General features: G+C 66.2%; 27 protein-coding genes and 1 tRNA gene. 12 read left to right on the top strand and 16 right to left on the bottom strand.

The window, feature by feature from the left end:
• The first annotated feature begins 4 nt into the window (after nucleotides 1-4).
• Both ACFWY5_RS12355 and ACFWY5_RS12360 read left to right on the top strand, forming a co-directional pair.
• Nucleotides 5-1,132, top strand: a complete 1,128-nt coding sequence (locus ACFWY5_RS12355; RefSeq protein ID WP_379631775.1) for a sensor histidine kinase — start codon at nucleotides 5-7, stop codon at nucleotides 1,130-1,132.
• The gene (locus ACFWY5_RS12360) at nucleotides 1,129-1,764 is read left to right on the top strand and encodes a response regulator (protein WP_379615499.1); all 636 of its coding nucleotides are present in this window, start codon (nucleotides 1,129-1,131) and stop codon (nucleotides 1,762-1,764) included. The genes ACFWY5_RS12355 and ACFWY5_RS12360 overlap by 4 nt, the downstream gene beginning before the upstream one ends.
• Here ACFWY5_RS12360 and ACFWY5_RS12365 read toward each other — a convergent pair whose 3' ends face one another.
• The 3 genes from ACFWY5_RS12365 to ACFWY5_RS12375 are packed head-to-tail and all read right to left on the bottom strand — an operon-like array spanning nucleotide 1,765 to nucleotide 3,962.
• On the bottom strand, nucleotides 1,765-2,994 hold the full coding sequence (locus ACFWY5_RS12365) for a hypothetical protein (RefSeq protein WP_379631776.1): 1,230 nt from the start codon (nucleotides 2,992-2,994) through the stop codon (nucleotides 1,765-1,767).
• Nucleotides 2,991-3,467, bottom strand: a complete 477-nt coding sequence (locus ACFWY5_RS12370; protein WP_379631778.1) for a SigE family RNA polymerase sigma factor — start codon at nucleotides 3,465-3,467, stop codon at nucleotides 2,991-2,993. The genes ACFWY5_RS12365 and ACFWY5_RS12370 overlap by 4 nt, the downstream gene beginning before the upstream one ends.
• 39 nt (nucleotides 3,468-3,506) lie before the next feature.
• Complete coding sequence (locus ACFWY5_RS12375; RefSeq protein ID WP_184958953.1) at nucleotides 3,507-3,962, bottom strand: MaoC family dehydratase; 456 nt, start codon at nucleotides 3,960-3,962, stop codon at nucleotides 3,507-3,509.
• 272 nt (nucleotides 3,963-4,234) lie between these two features.
• Here ACFWY5_RS12375 and ACFWY5_RS12380 point away from each other — a divergent pair, with 272 nt between their 5' ends.
• The gene (locus ACFWY5_RS12380; RefSeq protein WP_379631780.1) at nucleotides 4,235-5,416 is read left to right on the top strand and encodes an AAA family ATPase; all 1,182 of its coding nucleotides are present in this window, start codon (nucleotides 4,235-4,237) and stop codon (nucleotides 5,414-5,416) included.
• Nucleotides 5,417-5,519: 103 nt separating this feature from the next.
• Here the strand turns inward: ACFWY5_RS12380 and ACFWY5_RS12385 are convergent, their stop codons facing one another.
• The gene (locus ACFWY5_RS12385; protein ID WP_379631781.1) at nucleotides 5,520-6,302 is read right to left on the bottom strand and encodes a MauE/DoxX family redox-associated membrane protein; all 783 of its coding nucleotides are present in this window, start codon (nucleotides 6,300-6,302) and stop codon (nucleotides 5,520-5,522) included.
• 6 nt (nucleotides 6,303-6,308) lie between these two features.
• Nucleotides 6,309-7,256, bottom strand: coding sequence for a hypothetical protein (locus ACFWY5_RS12390; RefSeq protein ID WP_379615508.1), 948 nt, complete (start codon nucleotides 7,254-7,256; stop codon nucleotides 6,309-6,311).
• A 200-nt stretch (nucleotides 7,257-7,456) separates the two neighbouring features.
• Here ACFWY5_RS12390 and ACFWY5_RS12395 point away from each other — a divergent pair, with 200 nt between their 5' ends.
• On the top strand, nucleotides 7,457-7,966 hold the full coding sequence (locus ACFWY5_RS12395; protein WP_379615510.1) for a SigE family RNA polymerase sigma factor: 510 nt from the start codon (nucleotides 7,457-7,459) through the stop codon (nucleotides 7,964-7,966).
• Here the strand turns inward: ACFWY5_RS12395 and ACFWY5_RS12400 are convergent.
• Entirely contained in the window at nucleotides 7,920-8,417 is a 498-nt protein-coding gene (locus ACFWY5_RS12400; protein WP_379615512.1) for a MarR family winged helix-turn-helix transcriptional regulator, read from the bottom strand. The two genes, ACFWY5_RS12395 and ACFWY5_RS12400, sit on opposite strands and share 47 nt — an antisense overlap.
• A 104-nt stretch (nucleotides 8,418-8,521) precedes the next feature.
• On the opposite strand from ACFWY5_RS12400, the gene ACFWY5_RS12405 reads away from it, so the two are divergent.
• Entirely contained in the window at nucleotides 8,522-9,082 is a 561-nt protein-coding gene (locus ACFWY5_RS12405) for a YceI family protein (protein WP_379615514.1), read from the top strand.
• Between the two features lie 132 nt (nucleotides 9,083-9,214).
• Nucleotides 9,215-9,304: transfer RNA gene (locus ACFWY5_RS12410), tRNA-Ser, on the top strand.
• Nucleotides 9,305-9,621: 317 nt separating this feature from the next.
• Here the strand turns inward: ACFWY5_RS12410 and ACFWY5_RS12415 are convergent.
• The 5 genes from ACFWY5_RS12415 to ACFWY5_RS12435 form a co-directional block, all read right to left on the bottom strand.
• Nucleotides 9,622-10,431, bottom strand: coding sequence for a protein phosphatase 2C domain-containing protein (locus tag ACFWY5_RS12415; RefSeq protein WP_379631783.1), 810 nt, complete (start codon nucleotides 10,429-10,431; stop codon nucleotides 9,622-9,624).
• Nucleotides 10,432-10,434: 3 nt separating this feature from the next.
• Complete coding sequence (locus ACFWY5_RS12420; protein WP_379615518.1) at nucleotides 10,435-11,274, bottom strand: sigma factor-like helix-turn-helix DNA-binding protein; 840 nt, start codon at nucleotides 11,272-11,274, stop codon at nucleotides 10,435-10,437.
• A 146-nt stretch (nucleotides 11,275-11,420) separates the two neighbouring features.
• Nucleotides 11,421-11,702 (bottom strand): hypothetical protein, encoded by a 282-nt coding sequence (locus ACFWY5_RS12425; RefSeq protein ID WP_379615520.1) that lies wholly within the window; start codon nucleotides 11,700-11,702, stop codon nucleotides 11,421-11,423.
• Complete coding sequence (locus tag ACFWY5_RS12430) at nucleotides 11,693-12,091, bottom strand: ATP-binding protein (protein ID WP_379615522.1); 399 nt, start codon at nucleotides 12,089-12,091, stop codon at nucleotides 11,693-11,695. The genes ACFWY5_RS12425 and ACFWY5_RS12430 overlap by 10 nt, the downstream gene beginning before the upstream one ends.
• A gap of 95 nt (nucleotides 12,092-12,186) precedes the next feature.
• On the bottom strand, nucleotides 12,187-13,026 hold the full coding sequence (locus ACFWY5_RS12435) for a helix-turn-helix domain-containing protein (protein ID WP_379615524.1): 840 nt from the start codon (nucleotides 13,024-13,026) through the stop codon (nucleotides 12,187-12,189).
• 199 nt (nucleotides 13,027-13,225) lie between these two features.
• On the opposite strand from ACFWY5_RS12435, the gene ACFWY5_RS12440 reads away from it, so the two are divergent.
• Entirely contained in the window at nucleotides 13,226-14,095 is an 870-nt protein-coding gene (locus ACFWY5_RS12440) for a helix-turn-helix domain-containing protein (RefSeq protein ID WP_379615526.1), read from the top strand.
• Nucleotides 14,096-14,237: 142 nt separating this feature from the next.
• Here the strand turns inward: ACFWY5_RS12440 and ACFWY5_RS12445 are convergent, their stop codons facing one another.
• From ACFWY5_RS12445 to ACFWY5_RS12465, 5 genes are all read right to left on the bottom strand, one after another.
• The gene (locus tag ACFWY5_RS12445; protein ID WP_379631785.1) at nucleotides 14,238-14,843 is read right to left on the bottom strand and encodes a hypothetical protein; all 606 of its coding nucleotides are present in this window, start codon (nucleotides 14,841-14,843) and stop codon (nucleotides 14,238-14,240) included.
• Nucleotides 14,844-15,781: 938 nt separating this feature from the next.
• On the bottom strand, nucleotides 15,782-15,943 hold the full coding sequence (locus tag ACFWY5_RS12450; protein WP_379615528.1) for a hypothetical protein: 162 nt from the start codon (nucleotides 15,941-15,943) through the stop codon (nucleotides 15,782-15,784).
• A complete protein-coding gene (locus ACFWY5_RS12455; protein ID WP_379615530.1) occupies nucleotides 15,909-16,643 on the bottom strand; it encodes a hypothetical protein in 735 nt (244 codons plus the stop codon). Before ACFWY5_RS12455 ends, ACFWY5_RS12450 begins: the two co-directional genes overlap by 35 nt.
• On the bottom strand, nucleotides 16,616-17,194 hold the full coding sequence (locus ACFWY5_RS12460) for a hypothetical protein (RefSeq protein ID WP_379631787.1): 579 nt from the start codon (nucleotides 17,192-17,194) through the stop codon (nucleotides 16,616-16,618). The genes ACFWY5_RS12455 and ACFWY5_RS12460 overlap by 28 nt, the downstream gene beginning before the upstream one ends.
• Entirely contained in the window at nucleotides 17,187-17,600 is a 414-nt protein-coding gene (locus ACFWY5_RS12465; RefSeq protein ID WP_379615534.1) for a hypothetical protein, read from the bottom strand. The genes ACFWY5_RS12460 and ACFWY5_RS12465 overlap by 8 nt, the downstream gene beginning before the upstream one ends.
• A 437-nt stretch (nucleotides 17,601-18,037) precedes the next feature.
• Between ACFWY5_RS12465 and ACFWY5_RS12470 the strand changes: the two genes are divergently transcribed.
• The 5 genes from ACFWY5_RS12470 (at nucleotide 18,038) to ACFWY5_RS12490 (ending at nucleotide 20,500) form a co-directional block, all read left to right on the top strand.
• On the top strand, nucleotides 18,038-18,238 hold the full coding sequence (locus tag ACFWY5_RS12470; protein WP_379615536.1) for a hypothetical protein: 201 nt from the start codon (nucleotides 18,038-18,040) through the stop codon (nucleotides 18,236-18,238).
• Between the two features lie 23 nt (nucleotides 18,239-18,261).
• Nucleotides 18,262-18,558, top strand: coding sequence for a hypothetical protein (locus ACFWY5_RS12475; protein ID WP_379615538.1), 297 nt, complete (start codon nucleotides 18,262-18,264; stop codon nucleotides 18,556-18,558).
• Between the two features lie 49 nt (nucleotides 18,559-18,607).
• Nucleotides 18,608-19,393 (top strand): CHAP domain-containing protein, encoded by a 786-nt coding sequence (locus ACFWY5_RS12480; RefSeq protein ID WP_379615540.1) that lies wholly within the window; start codon nucleotides 18,608-18,610, stop codon nucleotides 19,391-19,393.
• A 92-nt stretch (nucleotides 19,394-19,485) separates the two neighbouring features.
• The gene (locus ACFWY5_RS12485; protein WP_379615542.1) at nucleotides 19,486-19,749 is read left to right on the top strand and encodes a holin; all 264 of its coding nucleotides are present in this window, start codon (nucleotides 19,486-19,488) and stop codon (nucleotides 19,747-19,749) included.
• A 295-nt stretch (nucleotides 19,750-20,044) separates the two neighbouring features.
• Entirely contained in the window at nucleotides 20,045-20,500 is a 456-nt protein-coding gene (locus ACFWY5_RS12490; protein ID WP_379615544.1) for a hypothetical protein, read from the top strand.
• Nucleotides 20,501-20,522: the final 22 nt, after the last annotated feature.

The following is a 20,522-nucleotide window of genomic DNA, read 5'->3' on the forward strand; positions in this document are numbered from 1 at the left end:
GGCAATGAAGCGTGCGGCACTTGGGGCGGTCCTGGCGTTCGCCATGGGCGCGGCGCTGATCGCTGGAGGTGCGCACTTCCAGCGAGGCTCCACGTGGCTGCTGTTCGTGCCGCTGGCCTTCGTGTGTGCCGGGGTCGTGGTGCGGACGCGGGCGCCGATCTGGTCGCTGGCGCTCGGTCTCGTCGGGGTGGGGATCGACATCTTTGTCGGGCCTTCGCTGGGGACCGTGCTGGTGTTCACCGACAATCTGTACTCGGCCGCGCTCTACGGGCCCGCGCGCCTGGCGCGCTGGCTGCTGGGCATCACGGCGACCATCGCCATCACCGCCGGGCTGGGGGCGGGGTTCTTCGTCGACAACCTCTGGCAGCTGGTGGTGATCTCGATCCAGCTCGGGCTGCTGCTGGTCATCCCGGTGACGACGGCCATGGTGCTGCGGCAGCAGCGGGATCTGGCGGCGGCCGAGCGGGCCAGGGCCGAGGAGGTGGTGCGGCTGGTCGAACTGGATCGGCAGGCGGCGATCTCGGCCGAGCGCAACCGGATGGCGCGCGAGCTGCACGACATGATCGCCAACCATTTCAGCGCCATCGCGATCCAGTCCACGGCGGCGTTGTCGCGCCGGGATCTCGACGCGGAGACCATCCACACGATCATGGAGTCGGTCCGGGAGAACAGCGTGAAGGGCCTGGACGAGATGCGCACCATGATCGGGCTCCTCCGGCAGGAAGGCGAGGAGACCGAGGCGATGCGGTTGCGGCTGGCCGACGCGGAGAGCCTGGTCGAGCGGTCGCGGCAGGCGGGCATGGCGGCCGAGCTGGAGATCGTCGGGGAGCCTCGGGAGTTGCCCGCTTCGGTGGATCTGGCGGGGTACCGGATTCTTCAGGAAGCGCTGACGAACGCCCTCAAGCATGGCGATCCGCCGGCTTCCGTGCGCCTTGTCTATCAGGTGAAGCACGTGGTGTTGACCGTCGACAATCCGGTCAACGGGCGGAAGGCGCGGCTGCCGGGGGCCGGGGCCGGGATGGTGGGGATGTCCGAGCGTGCCGCGCTGGTGGGCGGGGAGATCGAGGCGGGTCCGCGTGCCGACGGATGGCGCGTACAGGTGAGACTGCCCACGGCGGAGGAGGCTGGATGAGCAGCGGCATCAGGGTGCTGGTCGCCGACGATCACGCGGCGGTCCGGGCGGGGATCGTGCTGATCCTCGGCGGCACCGACGACATCGAGGTGGTCGGCCAGGCTGCCGACGGCGTGGAGGCCGTGGCGATGGCGCGGGAGTTGCGGCCGGACGTGGTGCTGATGGATGTTCGCATGCCGCGGATGGACGGGATCTCCGCGGCCCGCGAGCTGGCCGGGGTCAGTGACGTGCTGATCCTGACCACGTTCGATCTCGATGAGTATGTCTTCGGGGCGTTGCGGGCGGGCGCGGTGGGGTTTCTGCTGAAGAACACCGACGCCGACGCGCTGGTGGCCGCGGTGCGGCTGGTCGCGAGGGGTGACGGGCTGATCTCGCCGTCGGTGACGCGCAGGTTGATCTCCGCGTTCGCCCAGCAGCCGGAACGGCGGACGCCTCAGGAACTGGAGAACCTGACGCCACGCGAGCGGGAGGTGCTGGCCTGCGTGGCGCGCGGTCTGTCCAACGCCGAGATCGCCAAGGAGCTTGATATGGCAGAGGCGACCACGAAGACCCATGTCAGCCGGGTGCTCAGCAAGCTGGGGCTGCGCAGCCGCGTACAGGCGGCGATCTATTATTCGGAGGGCGCCTCATGATCATCTACGGATGGCCTTCAGGTTGACGACGGTCAGTTCCTTGCCGCCGCCCTTCTCCTCGGTCGTGCACGAGTTGTTCTCGCACTTCTGGACGCCCTCGGCGTCATCGTCCCAGGCGAGGAGGCCGGGCATCGTCCAGTAGCCGAGCTCCTCCTTGCCGAAGGAGACCAGTCGCTCGCTCCCGAGGTCGTAGGCCAGCGGCAGCTTCGAGCCGCCCACGGCGCTGACGACGTCGTCCAGCAGCCGTTCCCCGGCCATGTGCGGGTTCGCCTCAATCGGGAGAACCTTCCGCGAGTCGCCTTGGGGACCCTGCGAGAACGCGCCGCTGTCCCCTGTGCCGATGCACCTGTTCTCGTTGCAGATGACGCCCTTGTCTCCCTCCAGCAGGGAGATGTCCATGGAGCTGCCGGTCTCCAGGTTGACCAGCCGGGTCTGGTTGCGTTCGCCCTGTTTGCCGGGGCCGAAGGCGAATGCCCATGGCCAGGCGTTCAGGTGGAGGTCGTCGGTGCCCTGGATCTTCTCCGGTTCGCCGCCGGTCAGCGGGATCCGGTAGACGCCGCCGGCGCGTACCGACCAGACGACGTGGTCGGCTGTGACGCTCAGGACTTCGATCCGGGCCTGGTCGCCGGTCAGTTCCGTGAGCCGGCGGGGCTCACCGCCAGCCCGCGGCATGACCCAGATGTCGGCCCAGACGTCCTTGTTGTTGGGCGTTTCGCCGTACCAGACGATCTGCTGGTCGTTGGACGCCCATTCCTGGACGAAATATCCGCGCTTGGGTTCGGGCACCTCGCCCAGTTCGCGCGTGGTCTTGGTTGTCATGTCGTAGACGGCCACGCGGCCGGCCTTTTCGAATGACTTGTCCGCGACCAGCAGGATCTCCGTCGGGCTGATCGTGGCGACCGGGCGGTATTTCCACCCGTTGGACGCTACGCGCGGGACCTTGGCGATCGCCTCCGGCCAGGCGGCGGTGACGTGTTGGATCGGGTTCGCTGTGTTGGTCGTGGTGATCTGGGTCGCCGGTCCGGCCTGTCCGCCCCCGCTGGACAGGGCGAAAGCCGTACCCCCGACAAGGACGACGACCGCCGCGGCGGCCAGCGCCATCCGCGCCCACTGCCCCTTCTTGTGCCCGCGGCGGCGTGCCGCCACCGCTTCCGTCAGGCCGCCCGGTAGGGGCTTGGCCTGGTCGGCGGCCGCTCGCAGCGTCCGCACCAGGTCTTCTTCGCTTCTCATCGCGCCTCCTGAAGCACTCGCTTGATGCGGAGCTTGTCCAGGGCGCGGGCCGCCTGGCTGCGTACGGTCCCCCGCGAGACGCCCATGATCTCGGCGATCTCGGCGTCGGCGAGGTCCTCGTAGTAGCGCAACACGAGCACGGCTCGTTGCTTGCGCGGCAGCTCCTGGAGCTCGGCCCACAGGTCGACGTCGCCGTACCTGTCAGACCTGCCCTCTTCCGGTACGTCGGCGACAAGGTCCTCCCTGTGCCGCCGACGCCAGGCGCTGATGTGCAGCCTGGTCATCGTCGTGCGAACGTACCCTTCGGGGTTCTGTTTGTTCTGCACGCGATGCCAGGCGTCACCCAGGCGCGCCAGTGCCTCCTGGACAAGATCCGCCGCGTCCTCCGAGTTTCCGGACAGCACATAGCCGTACCGGAGGAGGGCGTCCCCCCTCGCTCGGACGAACTCGTCGAAATCAGCTGTGTGGTCCACGTATCCAAGGAGCGGCGGGCCGGCGCTTCTGTTGCACGGTCATTCGGGGACGTACAGGAAGAGCACCTCGGCGGTGCAGGCGGGGCGGCGCTCGCCCTCGACCTCGATCGTGACGTTCAGCGTGGTGAGCTGGCCGGCGGGGCTGCCCTTGACCGCGGCCAGCTCGGCCGTGGCGCGCACGCGCGAGCCGACCGGGATGGGCTTGGGGAAGCGGACCTTGTTCAGACCGAAGTTGACCGCCATCGCGATGCTCTGGACCTCGACCAGTTCCTCCAGGAACGACGGCAGCAGCGACAGGCTGAGGTAGCCGTGGGCGATCGTGCCGCCGAACGGGCTCTGCTCGGCCCGCTCGACGTCGACGTGGATCCACTGGTGGTCGTCGGTGGCGTCGGCGAAGAGGTTGACCTGCTCCTGGGTGACGGTACGCCACTCGGTCGGGCCGAAGGTCTCGCCGGCGCTCGCCTTGAGCTCCTGAAGGTTCGCGAAGGTCCGCATGGGTCGGAACGCTATTGGGCGCCCGGCGCGGCTGCCAAGTTCAACCACTTGCTAGCCCCCGGGTGAGTACTTCCTTGCGTCGGGGGTGGTGTTGCGAAGATCTTTACTCGAAAGCATCGCGCAGGTGTTCGAGTGCGCGCTACAGTTCTGGGTATCGAATCGAACACGGGTTCGGCCAGGTGAGAGGGGGTGCCATGCTCGTCCAGACACGCCGTAGCTGTTTCTTCCCAAATCTACGACGACCGCTATACCCGGCAATAAAGTCCGAGAGCGTGGACCCCGTGCGCAATCCCTACGCCCCCGGTGCCGGACAGCGTCCCCCAGAGCTGGCCGGCCGTGATCGAGAGCTGCAGCAGTTCGAGGTGGTGCTGGAGCGAGTCGCCCGCGGCCGCCCCGAGCGCAGCATGGTCGTCACCGGCCTGCGCGGCGTGGGCAAGACCGTCCTGCTCAACACCTTCAAGTCCATGGCGATGCAGCGGCTGTGGGGCACCGGCAAGATCGAGGCCAGGCCCGACCAGTCGATCCGCCGCCCCGTCTCCGCCGCCCTGCACATGGCGATCCGCGAGCTGGCGCCGCGCCACCGCGCGCCCGAGCGCATCGAGGAGTTCCTCGGCGTGCTCAAGGCGTTCGCGATGCGCGACCCGGCCGCCGCCAAGGGCACCTCCCACTGGTCGCCCGGCATCGAGGTGCCGGCCAGCCGCGGGCGGGCCGACTCCGGTGACCTGGAGATCGACCTCACCGAGCTGTTCGTCGACGCGGCCAGTGTCGCCACCGACCTCGGCGTCGGCGTCGCGCTGTTCATCGACGAGATGCAGGACGTGCAGGCCGCCGACATCTCCGCCCTGTGCGCCGCCTGCCACGAGCTGTCGCAGACCGGCGGGCCGCTGATCGTGGTCGGCGCCGGGCTGCCGCACCTGCCGAGCGTCCTGTCGGCCAGCAAGAGCTACTCCGAGCGGCTCTTCCGCTATGCCCGCATCGACAAGCTCGACCGTGACGCCGCGGATATGGCGCTGATCCTCCCCGCCCGGGAGGAAGAGGTGGAGTTCACCCAGGACGCGCTCGACGCGCTCTACGAGGCGGCCGACGGTTATCCCTACTTCGTGCAGGCCTACGGCAAGGTGGCGTGGGACCTCGCGCCGCGCAGCCCGATCACCGCCGACGACGTCAAGGTCGCGGCGCCGGAGGCGGAGGAGGAGCTCGCGGTGGGCTTCTTCGGCAGCCGGTACGAGCGGGCCACGCCGGCCGAGCGCGACTACATGCACGCGATGGCCCAGATCGGCGACGAGCCGGTGGCCACCTCCGACGTGGCCGACGCCCTGGGCCGCAAGCCGTCCAGCCTGTCACCGGCCCGCGACAGTTTGATCAAGAAGGGTCTCATCTACAGCGCCGAACGTGGTCAGATCGCGTTCACAGTGCCGCATTTCGGGAGGTTCCTACGTGCACAACCGATCTAACCGGCACTCCTAGTCCTCTATTGGGTTGTCTAGTGGGGAAGCTAGACAACCCAATAGAGCCACATCATCATGCCGTCCTACCGCTTTATAGGACGGTCTAGCGTCAGGCCGAGACTGGCGTATATTCCGGCATGGAGTCCGTGCTGACCACTGCCATGCGCACGGCAGGCCGGCGTCCGCTGAGGTAGACGGCGAAGACCACGTCGTCGCCCTCCTGGTTCTGGAAGGCGAAGAAACGCCAGCAAAGCTCCCGCCAGCTGTCGTACGGCTCCGCCGCGACGAGCCCGTCGCGGTGAGCCCGCCAGGCGCCACTGGCGCGCAGCCGCGCGAGCGTGTGGCTCTCCTGCGGCGCCGGACGCTGCTCGCACGGCGCCCGATACCGGATCCGGTCGACCGCCTCCTCGATCTCGGGCGAGAGCACGGCCAGCACCGCCACCCCCACGAGGAGGAACCACGACGGGTTCGCGAAGGCCACCCAGCCGGGCACCGGCGCCCATACCGACACCAGCGCCATCCCGGTCAGCACCAGCGTGCGCCCGATCGAGCGGCGGCCCACCGGCGCCGAACTGACCTCGCCGAAGCAGCCGCATCCCGCGTCGGGGCGGCGCCTGCGCAGTTCCATGAGCACGTAGGTGGACAGCGCGAAGAAGAGCACCGTTCCCCAGCGGAACAACGGGTGCGTGGTCAGCACCAGGCCGGTCGCCAGCACCAGCTCACCGACCGCGCAGCACACCAGTGCGGGGGCCTGCAGCTTGTCGGGGACCAGGACGGCGGGACCGAGGCGGCTGAGGGCGCCCGGTTCGCCGCCGGTGTACACCGTGGCGAGTTTGGCGACCGTACCCAAAACGAGGAGGACGATCAGCACCGGCAGCTGCGATTCGAGCATGTGCGGTCACCCCAATCCGATCTGGGCATTGAAGCAGCCCTTGGTCAGTTCGCCCCCCAGTTCCACGAAGGACGAGGGCGACAACTCGGTGATCCGCCCCCGCGGAGAGGTGCCGCACTCCACACACCGGTCACAGAAACGACCGGCCAGGCAGCCGCACGCCACGATCGGCACGTTCGCGCTGCGTGTCGTACACAGGTTCTTGACCTGCAACAACGATCCGATCGCCAGGTACGGCAGGCCGACGCAGGACACCGCCGAATCCGGGCACCCGGCGTCGGAACGCTCCAGCATGGGATAAGCCGCGCCCCGCTCGTCCTCGTCGAAGGCGTCGGCCCAGGTCGCGGTGCCCGAGATGCGCGGCTGCTGCCCGGCGTAGGCGGGCGGCGGCGACGGTACGGACCTGGCCGGATAGGCGGGCTGCGAAGTGGCGGGCAGCAGGGCGTGGCTCTCGCCCTGGTCCCTGATGCCGATGGCGTCGAAGAGGTAGCCGGGCTCGAACTGCGGATGCCGTACCCGCAACCGCCCGGTGGTGCGATACGGGATGACGATGGTGCGGCGGCCGCGATGGGAGCCGCAGTCGAGCTCGACGGACAGGTCCTTGCGGCCGTCGATGGAGACGATGGTGCCGGTCATCCGGGTCACATCACCCCAGATCCGTTCGACGACCCGGCCGTCGCGCAGCGCGCGCAGCATGACCCGGCCGCCCACGGGCAGATCGGCCGGCGCGACGTCGCCGCCCCGCCACGCCGTCGCCCACGGCGCGATGACCAGCCGCTCTTCCTCGCCGTCCACGGTCTCGATGATGATCAGATGCGGGCTGACGTCGAGGATCTCGCCGGCCACGGCGGTTAACGGCGCGCCGTCCCCGGGATCCGGGCCCGGCACGCCCGCCTCCCGGCCCAACGCGGCCGCGGCGAGCGCTCTGCGCCGCTCAACACTCGGAAACCCCACGCGCATAGCCTCACACGAGATCCGGTACGGCAGGCACCGGACACCCCAGATGAGAGCAAAATACGCAACCCCGGGGGAAGGTGTAGACACCCGGTGACGAACAAACCGCCACCGGCATGTCCCGACCTTTATGTTTGGTAGACCGAATCCTGAATTCCGGTTCAGCCCGAACAGGCCCTCACCCTGCGATTCTGGCCACGATGCAGACTGCCAGCCGGGAAGAGGAGTTCCGCGAGTACGTGACGTCTCGCGGTCCCGCCCTCCTGCGCACCGCTCACCAGCTCACCGGGCACGCCTGTGACGCCGAGGATCTGCTGCAGAGCGCGCTGGCCAAGACGTACCTGGCATGGGACCGCATCCAGGACCGCGGCTCGCTCGACGGTTACGTACGGCGGGCCATGGTCAACATCAACATCTCCCAGTGGCGGCGGCGGAAGCTGGAGGAGTACCCCTCCGACGAACTACCGGAGACCTCCTCCGAGACCGAGGCCTGCGGCGAGGTCCACGTGCGGCTCGAACAGGCGCTCGACCAGCTGCCCGCGCGGATGCGGGAGGCGATCGTGCTGCGGTACTACGAGGACATGAGCGAGCCGGACATCGCCAGAGCGCTCGGGATCAGCGTGGGGACGGTCAAGAGCACCGTCTCACGGGCGATGGCCAAGCTCAGGCTGGAGTTGTGCATTCCCGCTCAGCCGCCGCCCCAGCCGTAGCGCCGGGCCGTACGACATCGCGCATTTTGCGCAGTGCGGAGAGAAAGGTCGCGCGCTCGTCGTCGTCGAGGAGCGTGGTGTAGCAGTCGTCGATGTCGGCGAGGTGGCGCGGCAGCACGTCGCTCAGCCGCTCACGTCCCGCGTCGGTCAGCACCGCGTAGGAGGCCCGGCGATCGGTCGGGCACGCCATCCGCGCGACCAGGCTCTCACGCTCCAGCCGGTCCACCACGCGGGTGACCCCGCTCGTGGACAAACCGGTCTGTGCCGCCAGATCGGTCATCCGCAGGCGCTGTTCGGGTGATCGAGACAGCCTGATCAGCGTCTCGAAGTCGATCCAGGACAGCCCAGCCGCCTGGAAGACCGGGTTCATCCGTGCGGACAGGCCGGCATGGACCTCGGCGATCAGGCCCATGGCCGTAAGGCGGGGGTCGTCAAAGGGGCTCACGCTCATACTGTATCTGACGATAGTTGACGCGAGGAATATTCCTCGTGTAGACATTTGTTGGCGCAAGCATCTGTCCGCACCGACTTCGCTCTGACTTCAAGGAGACCCCGATGAGCACTCGTACCTGGGACGGCCTGGACATCCCCACCGCCGGCACCTACAAGCTCGACGCCGCCCACACCAACGTCGGCTTCACGGCCAAGCACATGATGGTCAGCAAGGTACGCGGCCAGTTCGCCGACTTCGACGGCTCGGTCACGATCGCGGAGAACCCGCTCGATTCCACGGCCGAGATCACCATCAAGACCGCCAGCATCACCACCGGCCAGCCCGACCGCGACGGCCACCTGCGCAGCGAGGACTTCCTGTCGGCCGAGAAGTTCCCCGAGCTCACCTTCCGGACCACGCGCGTGACCGGGCACTCCGGCGAGGAGTTCACCGTCGTCGGCGACCTGACGATCCGCGACGTGACCCAGGAGATCGAGCTCAAGGTCGAGTACAACGGCGCCGGCACCAACCCGTGGGGCCAGCAGGTGTGGGCCTTCAGCATCAGCGCCGAGTTCGACCGCGAGACCTTCGGCCTGACCTGGAACCAGGCCCTGGAGACCGGCGGCGTACTGGTGGGCAAGAAGGTCAAGATCGAGATCGAGGGCGAGGCCAATCCTGCCTGAGCCCATGCGCCTCGCGACCCTGTCCACAGGTGTGGACAGGGTTATCCACAGGCGGTGGACAACATGCGTTGCGTAACCGCTTTGCTGCCTCGCCAGAAGGCCGGTACGCTGTCGGAAGCCACGTGGCTACCGGGAGGCTTCGCCTAGTCAGGTCTATGGCGCCGCACTGCTAATGCGGTTTGGGTTTACCGCCCATCCGGGGTTCAAATCCCCGAGCCTCCGCACGGCATGGTCTTGCCCCTCATGCGCGCTTCGCGCGTGGGGGGCAAGGCTGTTTCTCCAGTCGAGCTGAAGCTCGACCCCTAGAGGGCCTCCCTTCGGTCGGACGCCCACTCTGGCCCGCCCGTTGCCCAGCTAAGTGGTTGGGCAGTTGGATCCCGCCCTGGTCAAAGGTGCTCCGCTTCGCTCCGCGCGTCCTTTCTTGAGCTTGCGCGTGGTCATGCCTCGTCATTCCTATGTGTGAGGTTCGATGGCTACCTCGCTCCCGGCAACGTCCCTTCTTACCGCTCGGGAGCTGGCGGGTCCTGAGGCGATACCGCCTACACGAGGCAGTACGCGGCTGTCGCGTCGTCGTATGCCTTGCCACGTGGCCAGCGGTTGCCTTCGGGGTCGGAGCGTTCGGCGTCGCGGACCTGCTTGAGCAGGGCTTGGGGGCCCTTCTTAGCGAGAAGGTCGAGGGTCTGGCGCCAGGTGGTGATGCCGAAGCGGTCGACCGGGCGGGAGGCGCCGTCGCTGAGGAGCGCCACCGCGTGAACCTTGTCTAGCGGCATGCTGCCGGTGAGTGCCTGGTCGGCCGCGTGCGGGTCCGTTGCTGCTACCCAGAAGCCGCCGTCGCGATTGCGGTAGGAGCGCAGGGTCTCGACATAGCGGCGATGAGCTTGGATGTGCTCCGGCGTGCCAGACGGAAGAGAGTCCATTTCGACCCGATGGTAGGCCCCGATCTGGGCTTCACGGTCGTCGCAGATGACCATCGGCTCCCCCACGTCCAGGACAAGCACGGAGTCGGCAAGGACCAGCCATTCCACGGCGTCAGCCGTACGCCGGAGCATGACCACGGTCGCGGACGGAGAGCCTGGATGGGACAGATCGCAGATGCCGTCATGCAGGGAGGCGACCGACTTGATCCCTTCGGCCAGCAGGCCGGCCAAGGCGTCACCGCTCTGAGTCATCGAGGTGAGCAGCGTGGAGCCAAGGGTTCGGGAGTACCAGGCCACGCCGTGCGAACAGCCAGAGTCCGAGCCCGCTGGTGTGCCGGCGCCATCGAGCAGGACAACGGCGTCAGGGGTCGCGGCGACGAAGTCCTCGTTCGGACGGCCGGGGGCGGCTTCGGTGGCGAAGGTGACCCGCACGGGCTATGCCTCCTCATGTAGGTAGAGCGGACTGGCCAGCTCCGCCTTTACGGCTTCCCCAGTGTCGGGGTCGTATTCGGCTCTGATCACCGTGGAGAAGGATTTGTCGGCTACTTGGCCCCACAGGGTGGCGATCTCGGTCTGGAGGAGCTGGACCACGCCGAGCGTCCCCTGTGGGTGGATGCCGGTGAGGACGAGCAGGCTCCCCTTGCCGTCCGGACGCGGGAGCCGTCCGAGGTAGGCGTAATCGACCGGCTGTGCGGGGTCGCTGTCCGAGCCCGACCGATAGGTCTTTCCGGTACGGCTGTCGCGGAGCGTCCACACGTCGTCTTTGACCCATTCGAAGACCGGGTCGGACTCGTACAGGGTCGCCATGACCGGCGAGGGCCTCGGGCCGCAGATGACGATGAGGTTGGGCCGGTTGAGGTTGATCGCTCCGCCGAGCGGAATGTGTTCAAGGTCCGTCGAGAGATCGAAGCCGCGGGCCAGGTCCTCCAGGCGCTTGGCCGCGGTGACGTCTTCCATCGCGACGACTGGCCGGGCGTTGGTCGCCTCTTGCTTGAGCGGAGTTGCCAGGGTGAGGGTCCCCGTACCCAGGAACGCGCCCTCCGGAGCCGGGCCGGTGTGGCGGATCTGGTGGATACGGCCACGCGTGAGGCCGGCTTCTTTGGCGATCTGGGCATACGAGAGCCCTTGGGCGTGAAGCTCCTGGATCACTCGGCGCCGCAGCCGGGACAGCTCGGTGACCTCCTGCTGAGCGGCGTTCAGGCGCTCGGTGGCGACTCTGAGCAGCTGGTACGGGTCTTCGATCGCGGCGATACGCTCAACGTCGTTGGATGGCACGGCTCCCCCACTACTTGCTTGCCGCGAGTCTAGGCCCCTAGACGAAATGACGTCTATCCCCCTTGACAGTACGATGCGTACCGCTTCGCCGGTGATAGAGCTAACTGCGCGGATAGCCGACCGGCGATTGGGGACGCCGCGCGGGCTCATCGGACCAGGCCGAGGGTGAGCGCAGACCAGATCTTCTGGGTCTCCGCCGAGGGTCCGCGGTGGGTCTCGGCGATGATGACGCGCTTCGCGGTCCGCGACGTGCGCCGGATGAAGGTCTGGCCGCCGGCTGCGCACAGCTCGAAGTAGACGGGGCGGCAGTCGCAGGTCCACGCGATTACTCGGCATCGCTCATCGTCGCGTGGCGGTAGCCAGGTGAGGCGGATGGCGTCTGCGCGCGGCTGGCACGGGTATGGCGAGAGGCAGGAGGTCAGGTCCACGGCATCTCCCGACCGGCGATCAGGGTTGCCCAGACAGTGCGGCCGTTCTCGTCACCCCAGATGCCCCAGTCGGCCGACAGTTCGGAGACCAGGAACAGGCCCCGGCCGCCTTCCCCTTCGAGGCTTGGGCGGAAGCATTTCGGCGTGCTGAGGCCGCCTTCGTCCACGACGGCGAGCCAGGCCCGTTTGGGTTGTGCTTGGACGGTGACGATGAAGCGTCCGCCGAACCGGCCGCTGGCGGTGTGGTGGATGGCATTGGTGGCCAGTTCGCTCACGATGAGTTCGGCGGTCTGGGCCATGGGCGAGCGGCCGAGCAGGGCCGTGACGAAGCGACGAGCTTCGGTGACCGATGGGGCCGAGCCTAGGAAGTGACGGGAGAAGGGCGGCATGGACAACTCCAGTGTCTAGGGGTCTATACATCCATGCCATCAGCGTATGAGTGTTCTTCACCATCACTCAAGGTATTCGACGTATAAATGCGCCACTATTCGAATCGAGAGACCAGCTCACGGAAGTCGGCCGCGATGGAGCCGAGCAGCTCCCGCAGCGCATCGCCGTACACAGCGACGGCGGCGAAGGACTCGAAGGTCTCCACGTGAGCCGCCAGTTCCTCTGGTTCGCTCATCGTGAGATCACCGGTCAGGCTCTCCACCACGCTCAACGAGCCGTCATAGATCGTGAACCCATGAAGTGGGAGCCCTGGAGTCGGTAGAGACCACGGCACGATCCCGAGATGCACGTTAGGCAGCGTGGCCACCTGCGCGAGACGATCGAGCTGGGCCAGCATCAACGACGGAGTCCCCGGCCACGTGCGGACAGCACCCTCCGTCAGCACGAAGGAGAAGTCACGCCCTGGCTCGAAGATGACCGCTTGAGTCTCCACCCGTACGGCCGCAGCCTTGGCCGCATCCGTCTCATCCACGTCACTGCCGAACGCCAGGCAGAGCCTGGCGTACTCGCCCGTTTGCAGGAGAGCCGGGATCATGCCCGCCTGGAACGACACCACGCGGCGGGCTGCTCGAATCCGGGCCATGTTCGCCGACTCCCGGCCAGCCAACCCACCCTTCAACCGAGAGACCTCATCACGCAGCCTCAGAACAAGCGCGTCCAACTCGGCACGCAAGGCATCGTCCAGGCGGAGCGCCTCAACCAGCCGATCAACGGTCTCCGGAGTCGGGAGAAGCTGCCCAGTCTCGATCCTCGAAATCGTCGGCTGAGCAATCTGAGCCCGAAGCGCAAGATCCTTACCGGTCAGCCCAGCGTCCTTGCGCCGACGACGCACGAACTCCCCAAGCGCCCGAAGCCGATCCCGACGATCCTCCACACCCAGCGTTCTATCACCCGACTACGCAGACCACTGCCGAATCCTTCTTATATGGATCAAGGACGGCGCTCCGCGCCGCCACGCGGCCCGAGTGGCAGCCCGCACGCTGCGCGTGCGGCCTGGGGGCCGTTCTCACGCGCGGCCTGCCACTCGGGCTACGGTTGCTTTCGAGGCAGTGACAGGCTCTAGTGTATCGACTATGGAGTTACTCTCTCGATTCGGAGTCCCCAGCGATCTCTCGACTAGACAAGGGCTTGAAAGGCTGATTAGCGAACACATTACCGAGACTCGCCACCTTGACTTCAAACGCCAACTGGGGAGCCCGGAAGATCTCGCAGATGACTTAGTAGCCATGGTCAACAGCGGTGGTGGGATTCTTGTCGTCGGCGTAGGCACGGATCGGCATGACCGCGCCTCGTCGCTCTACCCTCAAGCCCTGCGGACACTTGAACAGCAAGTTGTCCAAGCTGCGCGTGAAGGTGTTGATGAGCCTATCCGGGTCGATCCAATACAGATCCCAAGCGAGAGTGATCCATCCTCAGGCTATCTAGTTATTGCAATACCGCCAAGCGATAGGATTCCTCACATAAGCTCCAAGCGTGGGCGCATTCTTCACCGCGTTGGCACGCACAACAAACCCATGACCCGAAGGGAAGTAGGTGCGTCTTTCTGTGCAAGCGGAGCATCATTTGCTCGTGAATTTGGATTGATGACAGCTAGTGATCCCGCACTCATAGTGGGGTTCGTCAATCGAGAATACAATAGCCAGAATGGGTGGATCCGAGTCAAGAATAGCGGTGGATCCACAGCCTTCAATATTACGATCTCCACCACAGCGAGCCCGCTGATGTACAAGGCGCCTCGCAGCCCAGAAGACTCTCCCTTCGGAGACACCAACACCAGTACACCGCCATATCTGCCAATAGCTGCGCTACCTCCCGGAGCGGAGGTTTGCTTCTACGTGATGCGTGAATGGGGGTGTTCAGATCAGGACCTGTTGACTTTTACCTGGGAAGACCAGGCCAACGAGATCCGCCAAGCTCAGCAATCCGTCACATGGGAGTCATAGCAGGATTCTTGGGAAGTTTGCCATCGCGCTCACGTGGTCTACAGATCGGAGGGCGTTAAGCATCAGACTGGCTGTCCAAAGAGAATTCACGTCTAAATTAGCGTGGATTATGTTTTCCTCATCGGTCCAGCCTTTGTGGCATTTACTCGTCGCCAGGCATCCAGAGGGATCGCTCTCCGAGCGGCTTAACGTTTTTGACCCCGAGCAACTCGTTGACATTATCCGCTAACTCCTCTTGCACCATCTTTGAATCTATACCGTGAACCCCGGTCTGATTCTGCGCAAGCCTGACCTTGACTATTTGCATCCCTACTGGGCCAAGAGGGACTTCGTAGACGACCTTAATGAGCGACGCGTACGGATCCGGAAGTACGTGTAGGCGAACTATAAGCTGCCGCACTATCTCTGTCCGCTCTTTCCCCTGCAAGATAGAGGCTTTGGAGTACAACTCGCCCACATGCAACAACTGCGTAACCAGGAAGTCTCGCCGATCTCTATTGTGCTGTTCGCCGAGTTGCTGCAATAGGCGTTTATCTGCTACGGATCGTTCTTCATGCAATCGCCGATCGGCATCAGCTCGATCTTCTGCGCGCTGAAGATCACTATCCCTTCTGTCTTTTTCTCTCTGACTCTTCTCTCGTTTCCAACCAACAATGGCAATGGTTAAAGCTACGAGGACGGCAGCAGCAGTACCCCAACCTTGGAGATGGTCCGTCAAAGGCACATCGTCTGGCTTGGAGTGGGGCATAACCGTAACGGTTACGGTTACGGCAGGCGTCGGGAGCTTCGGCTCTGGGCTGAGGACTGACGTCAAGTAACCCCCACAGTCGTGTCCGTATGCTGAGCGGCAAGGTGTTACGGTCGAGTGATCAAAGGCTTAGCCTAAGGCCCCACCGTGGCACAGGCCACAGACGTTGATAGTTGTACCGCCCTCACGATCGCCTGACGTGGGCTGAGCGCCAGCACTGGCTGGGGGCGATCGAAGGTCCGGGACTTCGTTCCTCAGCCCCGGCCCAGCGAGCATCGACGCGGGCGCCTGTGGGTGTGCTGGACATGCTATTCAGTCGAGCAATACGCCCGCGTAGTCCTGGCAAGCCATGTGCGCCGGAAGCCCTTGCAGGTCAGCAGACTGGGTACCGGTTTCCATCCCCCACCGACACAAACTGTGCCTCCGGCGGGGGCGCTCCGGCTCCGGGATGATCGCCGCACGCGCCGGCGGTTCGTGGGTGGCTGGGGTGGAAACCTGATCATCCCGCCCGCCAGCGACTCGGGACAAGCCGAGCAGGCCAGGGCTATGGGTACCAGATCGTTCGTCCAGTGGGGCGCTCCATCTGGTACCCATGGCCCAGGCCCGCTTCCCCTTCGGGCGGGTCGACGGCAGACGGGATGATCAGCCGGCACGGTGCGCGCTGACGCGAAGGAAGATCGTTGTGGGTTGCAGTTTGGGTTGCAGTTCCGCGTCGTACCACCCCGTTCCAGAACGTTCGTGCGGCCGTGATGGTCCACGTTGAACGTCCTAGGACGGCCTGTCTCCTAGCTGCTAATGCGGTTTGGGTTTACCGCCCATCCGGGGTTCAAATCCCCGAGCCTCCGCAGCTGGAAGGCCCTTTCTCGAAATCATGAGAGAGGGCCTTTCGATCTATAAATGGGCGATGCCGGACCATTGCCGGACCATCCCGCCAACGATCATGTTTTCCGGTTCGCCCGAGGGATGATCGCGATCGTCGCGTTGGCCGCTGCCTGAGCCACATCGGGCATGACCGAGGTGTAGGCGTCCATGGTGAATGAGTAGCGCGCGTGACCGAGAGTCGCACTAACGATCTTCGGGTCGATGCCCGCCGCGAGCATCAGCGACGCCGCGCAGTGCCGAAGGTCGTGGAACCGGATCGGCGGCAGGGTCGGCCGCCGCGGTCACGATCGCGGCAAACCGCTCGCTGACGTACTCCTCCCGCAGGGCAGTGCCGTCCGGGTTGGTGAACATCAGCCCTGTGTCCACCCACGCCTCTCCGGCCGCCAGACGCTCGCGCATCTGCTGCCGGCGCCACGCGGTCAGCAGGACGGCGTTCTCGTCGCCGACCGCGAATGTGCGCCAGGCGCTCTCCGACTTCAGGCCGTCATCGTCCTCTTCGCCGGACTCCAGGAGGCTGATCGTCTTCGCGACCTTGAGTTCTGAGTCCTCCCACCGGGCGCCGCACAGCTCGCCTCGCCGCGGGCCGCGCGTGGCCGTCAGGTGGTAAAGCACATAGAGCCGCTCATCCCGCTCCGCGCAGACGTCAAGGAATCGACCCGCCTGGACCGGTGTCCAGACCATGACCGGGCTCGGTACCCGGCCGGTCGCCTGCCAGCGGGCGACGCGCTCATCGGTCCACACCAGCGGGCGGACCTTCCTCACCTTTGGCAGCTCAACGTGCGCGGCTGGGTTGTGCTTGATCCGCTTCTGCTTGAACGCCGTCCCCAACGCCGATGACAAGGACCGATGCACGCGCTGGATCCGTGACGGCTTCAGCGGCGCCTTCCGCTTCAGGCCCGGCTGGGCTGCGTCCGCCACGGCCGGTCGTGGGGCGTGTCGAGACGCTTACCCTTGCTGTCGCGACCGTATTTCCATGGGGCAGGCGCCCGGGCCGCCAGCAGTCGCTTGAGCATCTCGCTGGGCTCCTCACCCGGCGGCAGGTTGTTGATCTGCCCCATGGCCTCGTACAAGGCGCCCAGGTGGGTCTCGTTCAGCTTCGTCAGGTAGATGTGCCCCAGGCCCGGCTTGCCGTACAGCTTCACGGCCTCGGCGTAGCTCTGGTAGGTGGAGGGCTTCAGGTTCTTCTTTCCGGCGAGCCAGTCGTCCACCCACTGGCCGAACCTCAGCTTGCCGTCGGGCACAATCCCCGCGTCGACGTCGGCGAGCAGTTTGATCAGCTCGGTCTTGGCCTCTCCCTCGGTCCGGTAGGGGCCGGCCCACGGGCGCCGCCGGCTGCCATCAGGGCCCGCGGGGGCTTCGTAGCGGACCCACCACTCGCCATGGGCCCTCCGAGTGAGCTGGGGGCACTTCTGTCCGAGCTTCTTGCCGTTCTCGTCGCGGCAGTTGCATTTCTTGACTGGCTTAGCCATCACGACTCCTGGGGGGAGTGACGCGTCGCATCAGGTGAGTGGACAGCCCGGCAATCTGGTGGGCGGTGAGCCGACGCGCCAGGCCGTGAGCAATGTGCACGTCGGTCTGGCGCGGGTCTACCTCCACGTGAACGAGTTTGTTGCCGGGCATGTGGCGCTCGACGTAGCAGCGGATGATCGGGGGCCTGCCGGGCTCCAGTAATGGCAGGAGGTCGTGGAACGCCTGCTCGCCAGCTTCGGCGAGCGGGTCGAGCAGCGCCGGGTCCGCGCCGGCATGCGGATCGATCCGCAGTTCGATCTGCCCCGATCTCGTAAGGGCCAGATCTGCCTGGCCGCCGATGATGATTTCCGAAGGTCGCGCGAACCGGACGGTCAAGCCGTGGCGCGGGTGGTGCGGGGTGGTCATCTCTGCCTCTCTGGGCGGAGGAGTGTGCTGTGGCGAGTGTGACCACCAGTGTCCGGTTTTTGTTGTCCGCATTTGCGAACAGAAATCATGTTGTTACCTGAGTTACCGTCCAGCTACATAGCGCTATTTACCCAAATGTCGCACCATATCCTCCGCCATGCGGACAAACCGCTCCCTCTCCTCCTCCGACCACGAAGCAGGAACGGAGACTGCCACCCAGTCGTCGCCCTCTCGGTCCTGAAGTGCACCAACCCGCTCCGCGAACCGCGCCCGCTGCTCATGCGTGAGGCCCGCCGGCACCGCGATGGCCACCCATCTATCCCCGGTAGAGAGTTCGGCGACCTCGATTCCCAACCATTGAGCACCCGCCAAATCGGCGAGAAGCCGGACCGGCACCTGCATCGCGGCCGCCAGCGCGCGCAGCCGCCAGACCTCTGGTGCTCGAGACGCCCGGCCTGTGGCTGATGTGCGGCGGCTACGCCTTCTACTCGATCACCGTGGTGGTCGGCCTGGGAATGCACGGCCTGGCCGCCGGGATCATCTCCGGCGCGCTGGCCGTCGGCTGCATGGTCAAGGTCCGACGGATCATGCGCGCGGCCGCGCAGGCCCGCGAGAACCAGGAGAGGGGTGAGGCGTGACGTGGGTCGACGTCCTTGTATCCGTGGCACAAGTCGCCCTGGGCGGTGGCATCGTCCAGGCGGTCATGGCCATCACCCGCCGCCGGCAGTCCCTGCGCCAGCTGGACCGGGAGACCGACTCAGTGGCGGTGGAGACGGCCGACAAGGTCGTCACCATGCTCAGGACGGAGCTGGACACGGCCAAGGCCGAGATCGCCGAACTCCGCCAGGAGCGAGCCGACCAGCAGCGGCAGATCGCGCAACTGGCCGAGCAGGTGTCGGTGCTGCGCGCCGAGCTGGCCGTGGCCAAGGCGGAGATCTCCCGCCTCAGCAACCCCTGACCAAAGGCAAGGAGCGACCGGATGGTGGACAAGAAGGAGGAGGGCGGACATGCCCACGGTTGAGGACGCCGGCCGGGAGCTGGCGCGTCACCTCGGCTACCGCGAGGCCGGCACCAACCTGACCCCGTTCAACCGCGAATTCGGCGCGATCCCCGGCTACCCCCACGGTGGCCTGGGCTACCCGTGGTGCCACACGTTCGTGTCCGTCGGCCTGAAACGGGCCGGGCTGACGGCGAACGAGGACTTCCCCTGGACGGCCGGGTGCGAGACCGGTGTGGCCTGGTTCAAGCGGCGCGGCCGGTTCGGGACGACGCCGCGCCCGGGGGCGCTGGTCTACTACGGGCCGCGCGGCGGCACCCACGTGGAGTGGGTGGAGAAGGTGACCGCGGCCGCCATCGTCACCATCGGCGGCAACACCTCCGGTGCGCTGGCCGGCGCCTACTTCAACGGCGACGGTGTCTACCGCAAGACGATCGCGAGGACGAGTTCCCGCATCTACGGCTACGGCTACCCGATCTACGAGGAGGACGACGACGTGAGCGCGAAGGACGTGTGGAGTCTGGAGATCCCGGTGCCGTTCGGCAGCCCGGGCAACCCGGAGTGGCAGGCCAAGAACATCATGGTCAACACCGCCGCGTGGGTGCGTGAGCTGCGTGAGCGCACGGCACGCCTGGAGGCCAAACTCGACGGCCAGAACGCGACGATCACCGCGCTGGCCGAGGCCCTGGCCGCACAGAACGCGACGCTCGACGTCGAGCAGCTGCTCGCCCGGATCCGGGCCGAGATCGAGAGCGTGACCGTCCGGCTCGACATCCCGGACACACCGACCGCCTGACGTCAGGCGGTCCTGACGGCCCATACATGCCCCGACCAGGGCTCTTCGTGGCCGACTTCTACTTTTGTCACCTCGTTTGAGGGGAGATCATCATGGAGCGGAAACTGCTCAACGCCAAGTTCTGGGGCGACGCGACCGAGCGCATGATCGGCGCCGCGGGAACCGCTGCCCTGGGCGTGATCGGCACTGGCGCGGTTGGCATCCTCGACATCGCCTGGCCGACCGTCGGCTCGATCGCCGGCGGCGCCGCGCTCGTGTCGCTGATCATGTCGGTCGTGGCCGGCACCACCACCGACCCCGCGACCGCGGGGTTCGTGACCCACGCCGATCGGGGAATGCCCCGCATCGTCCGCTGAACCGGCGCTAGCGTGAGCGACATGCCGACCACGATTCCGGCGCTGTTGCTGTTCGTCGTCTTATTGCTGCCGGGGAGACCAGCCGTAGGCCCACCGCCAGGCCTCCAGCGGCAGCACTAAGGCAGCTCCAGCAGGATGCTGGCTGCGATCCGCCTGCGCGCCGTCTACCAGGGCGGCCCGGAGCTGGGACTACTGCGGCGACGTAGGTGTTTTCGCATACGCTCCCGATACAAAGCCCTGTTCGCTTCGACAAGCGCTTCTCGCGCTGCACGGTAGGTGATATCTCTCAGGCTTTATGAACAACTACTTCGGGATCATCACCCGCGACGGTGCCCGTCATCGCGCCAGAGTCGAGGTGCCGAATCAGCCGGATGTGATCGTGGTCACGGACTCGGCCCAGGACGCGGTCCGCGCCACCAGCGACGCACTCGCCAGCCTCCTGGGAATCCCCGCCAGGGACGTGAGCTTGCAGCTCTTCGGATACGAGGGAGACGAAGGCGCTCAGATCTACGCGGGAGCCGCCGTCTTCGACGGCGACCAGTGGCTCACCCAGTTCCCCGCTCAGGAGGACCTGCCGGTGGCGCTGGTGATACCGCCGTCACCAGCTTTCGAGATCGCGACCGCACGAGTACGCACCGCGCTGGCGAGCGCACTCGGCCGCCCCGAAGACAGCCTCGACATCGAGTTCTTTCAGATCACGCCGGACAAGTACCTCGAAAGGCCTGCCGGTACTACATCGGTAGATCTTTGAGCCGTTCACCTGCGTGACCGTG

It is taken from the genome of Nonomuraea sp. NPDC059007 (assembly GCF_042740555.1).
In the GTDB taxonomy this organism is placed as follows: domain Bacteria; phylum Actinomycetota; class Actinomycetes; order Streptosporangiales; family Streptosporangiaceae; genus Nonomuraea.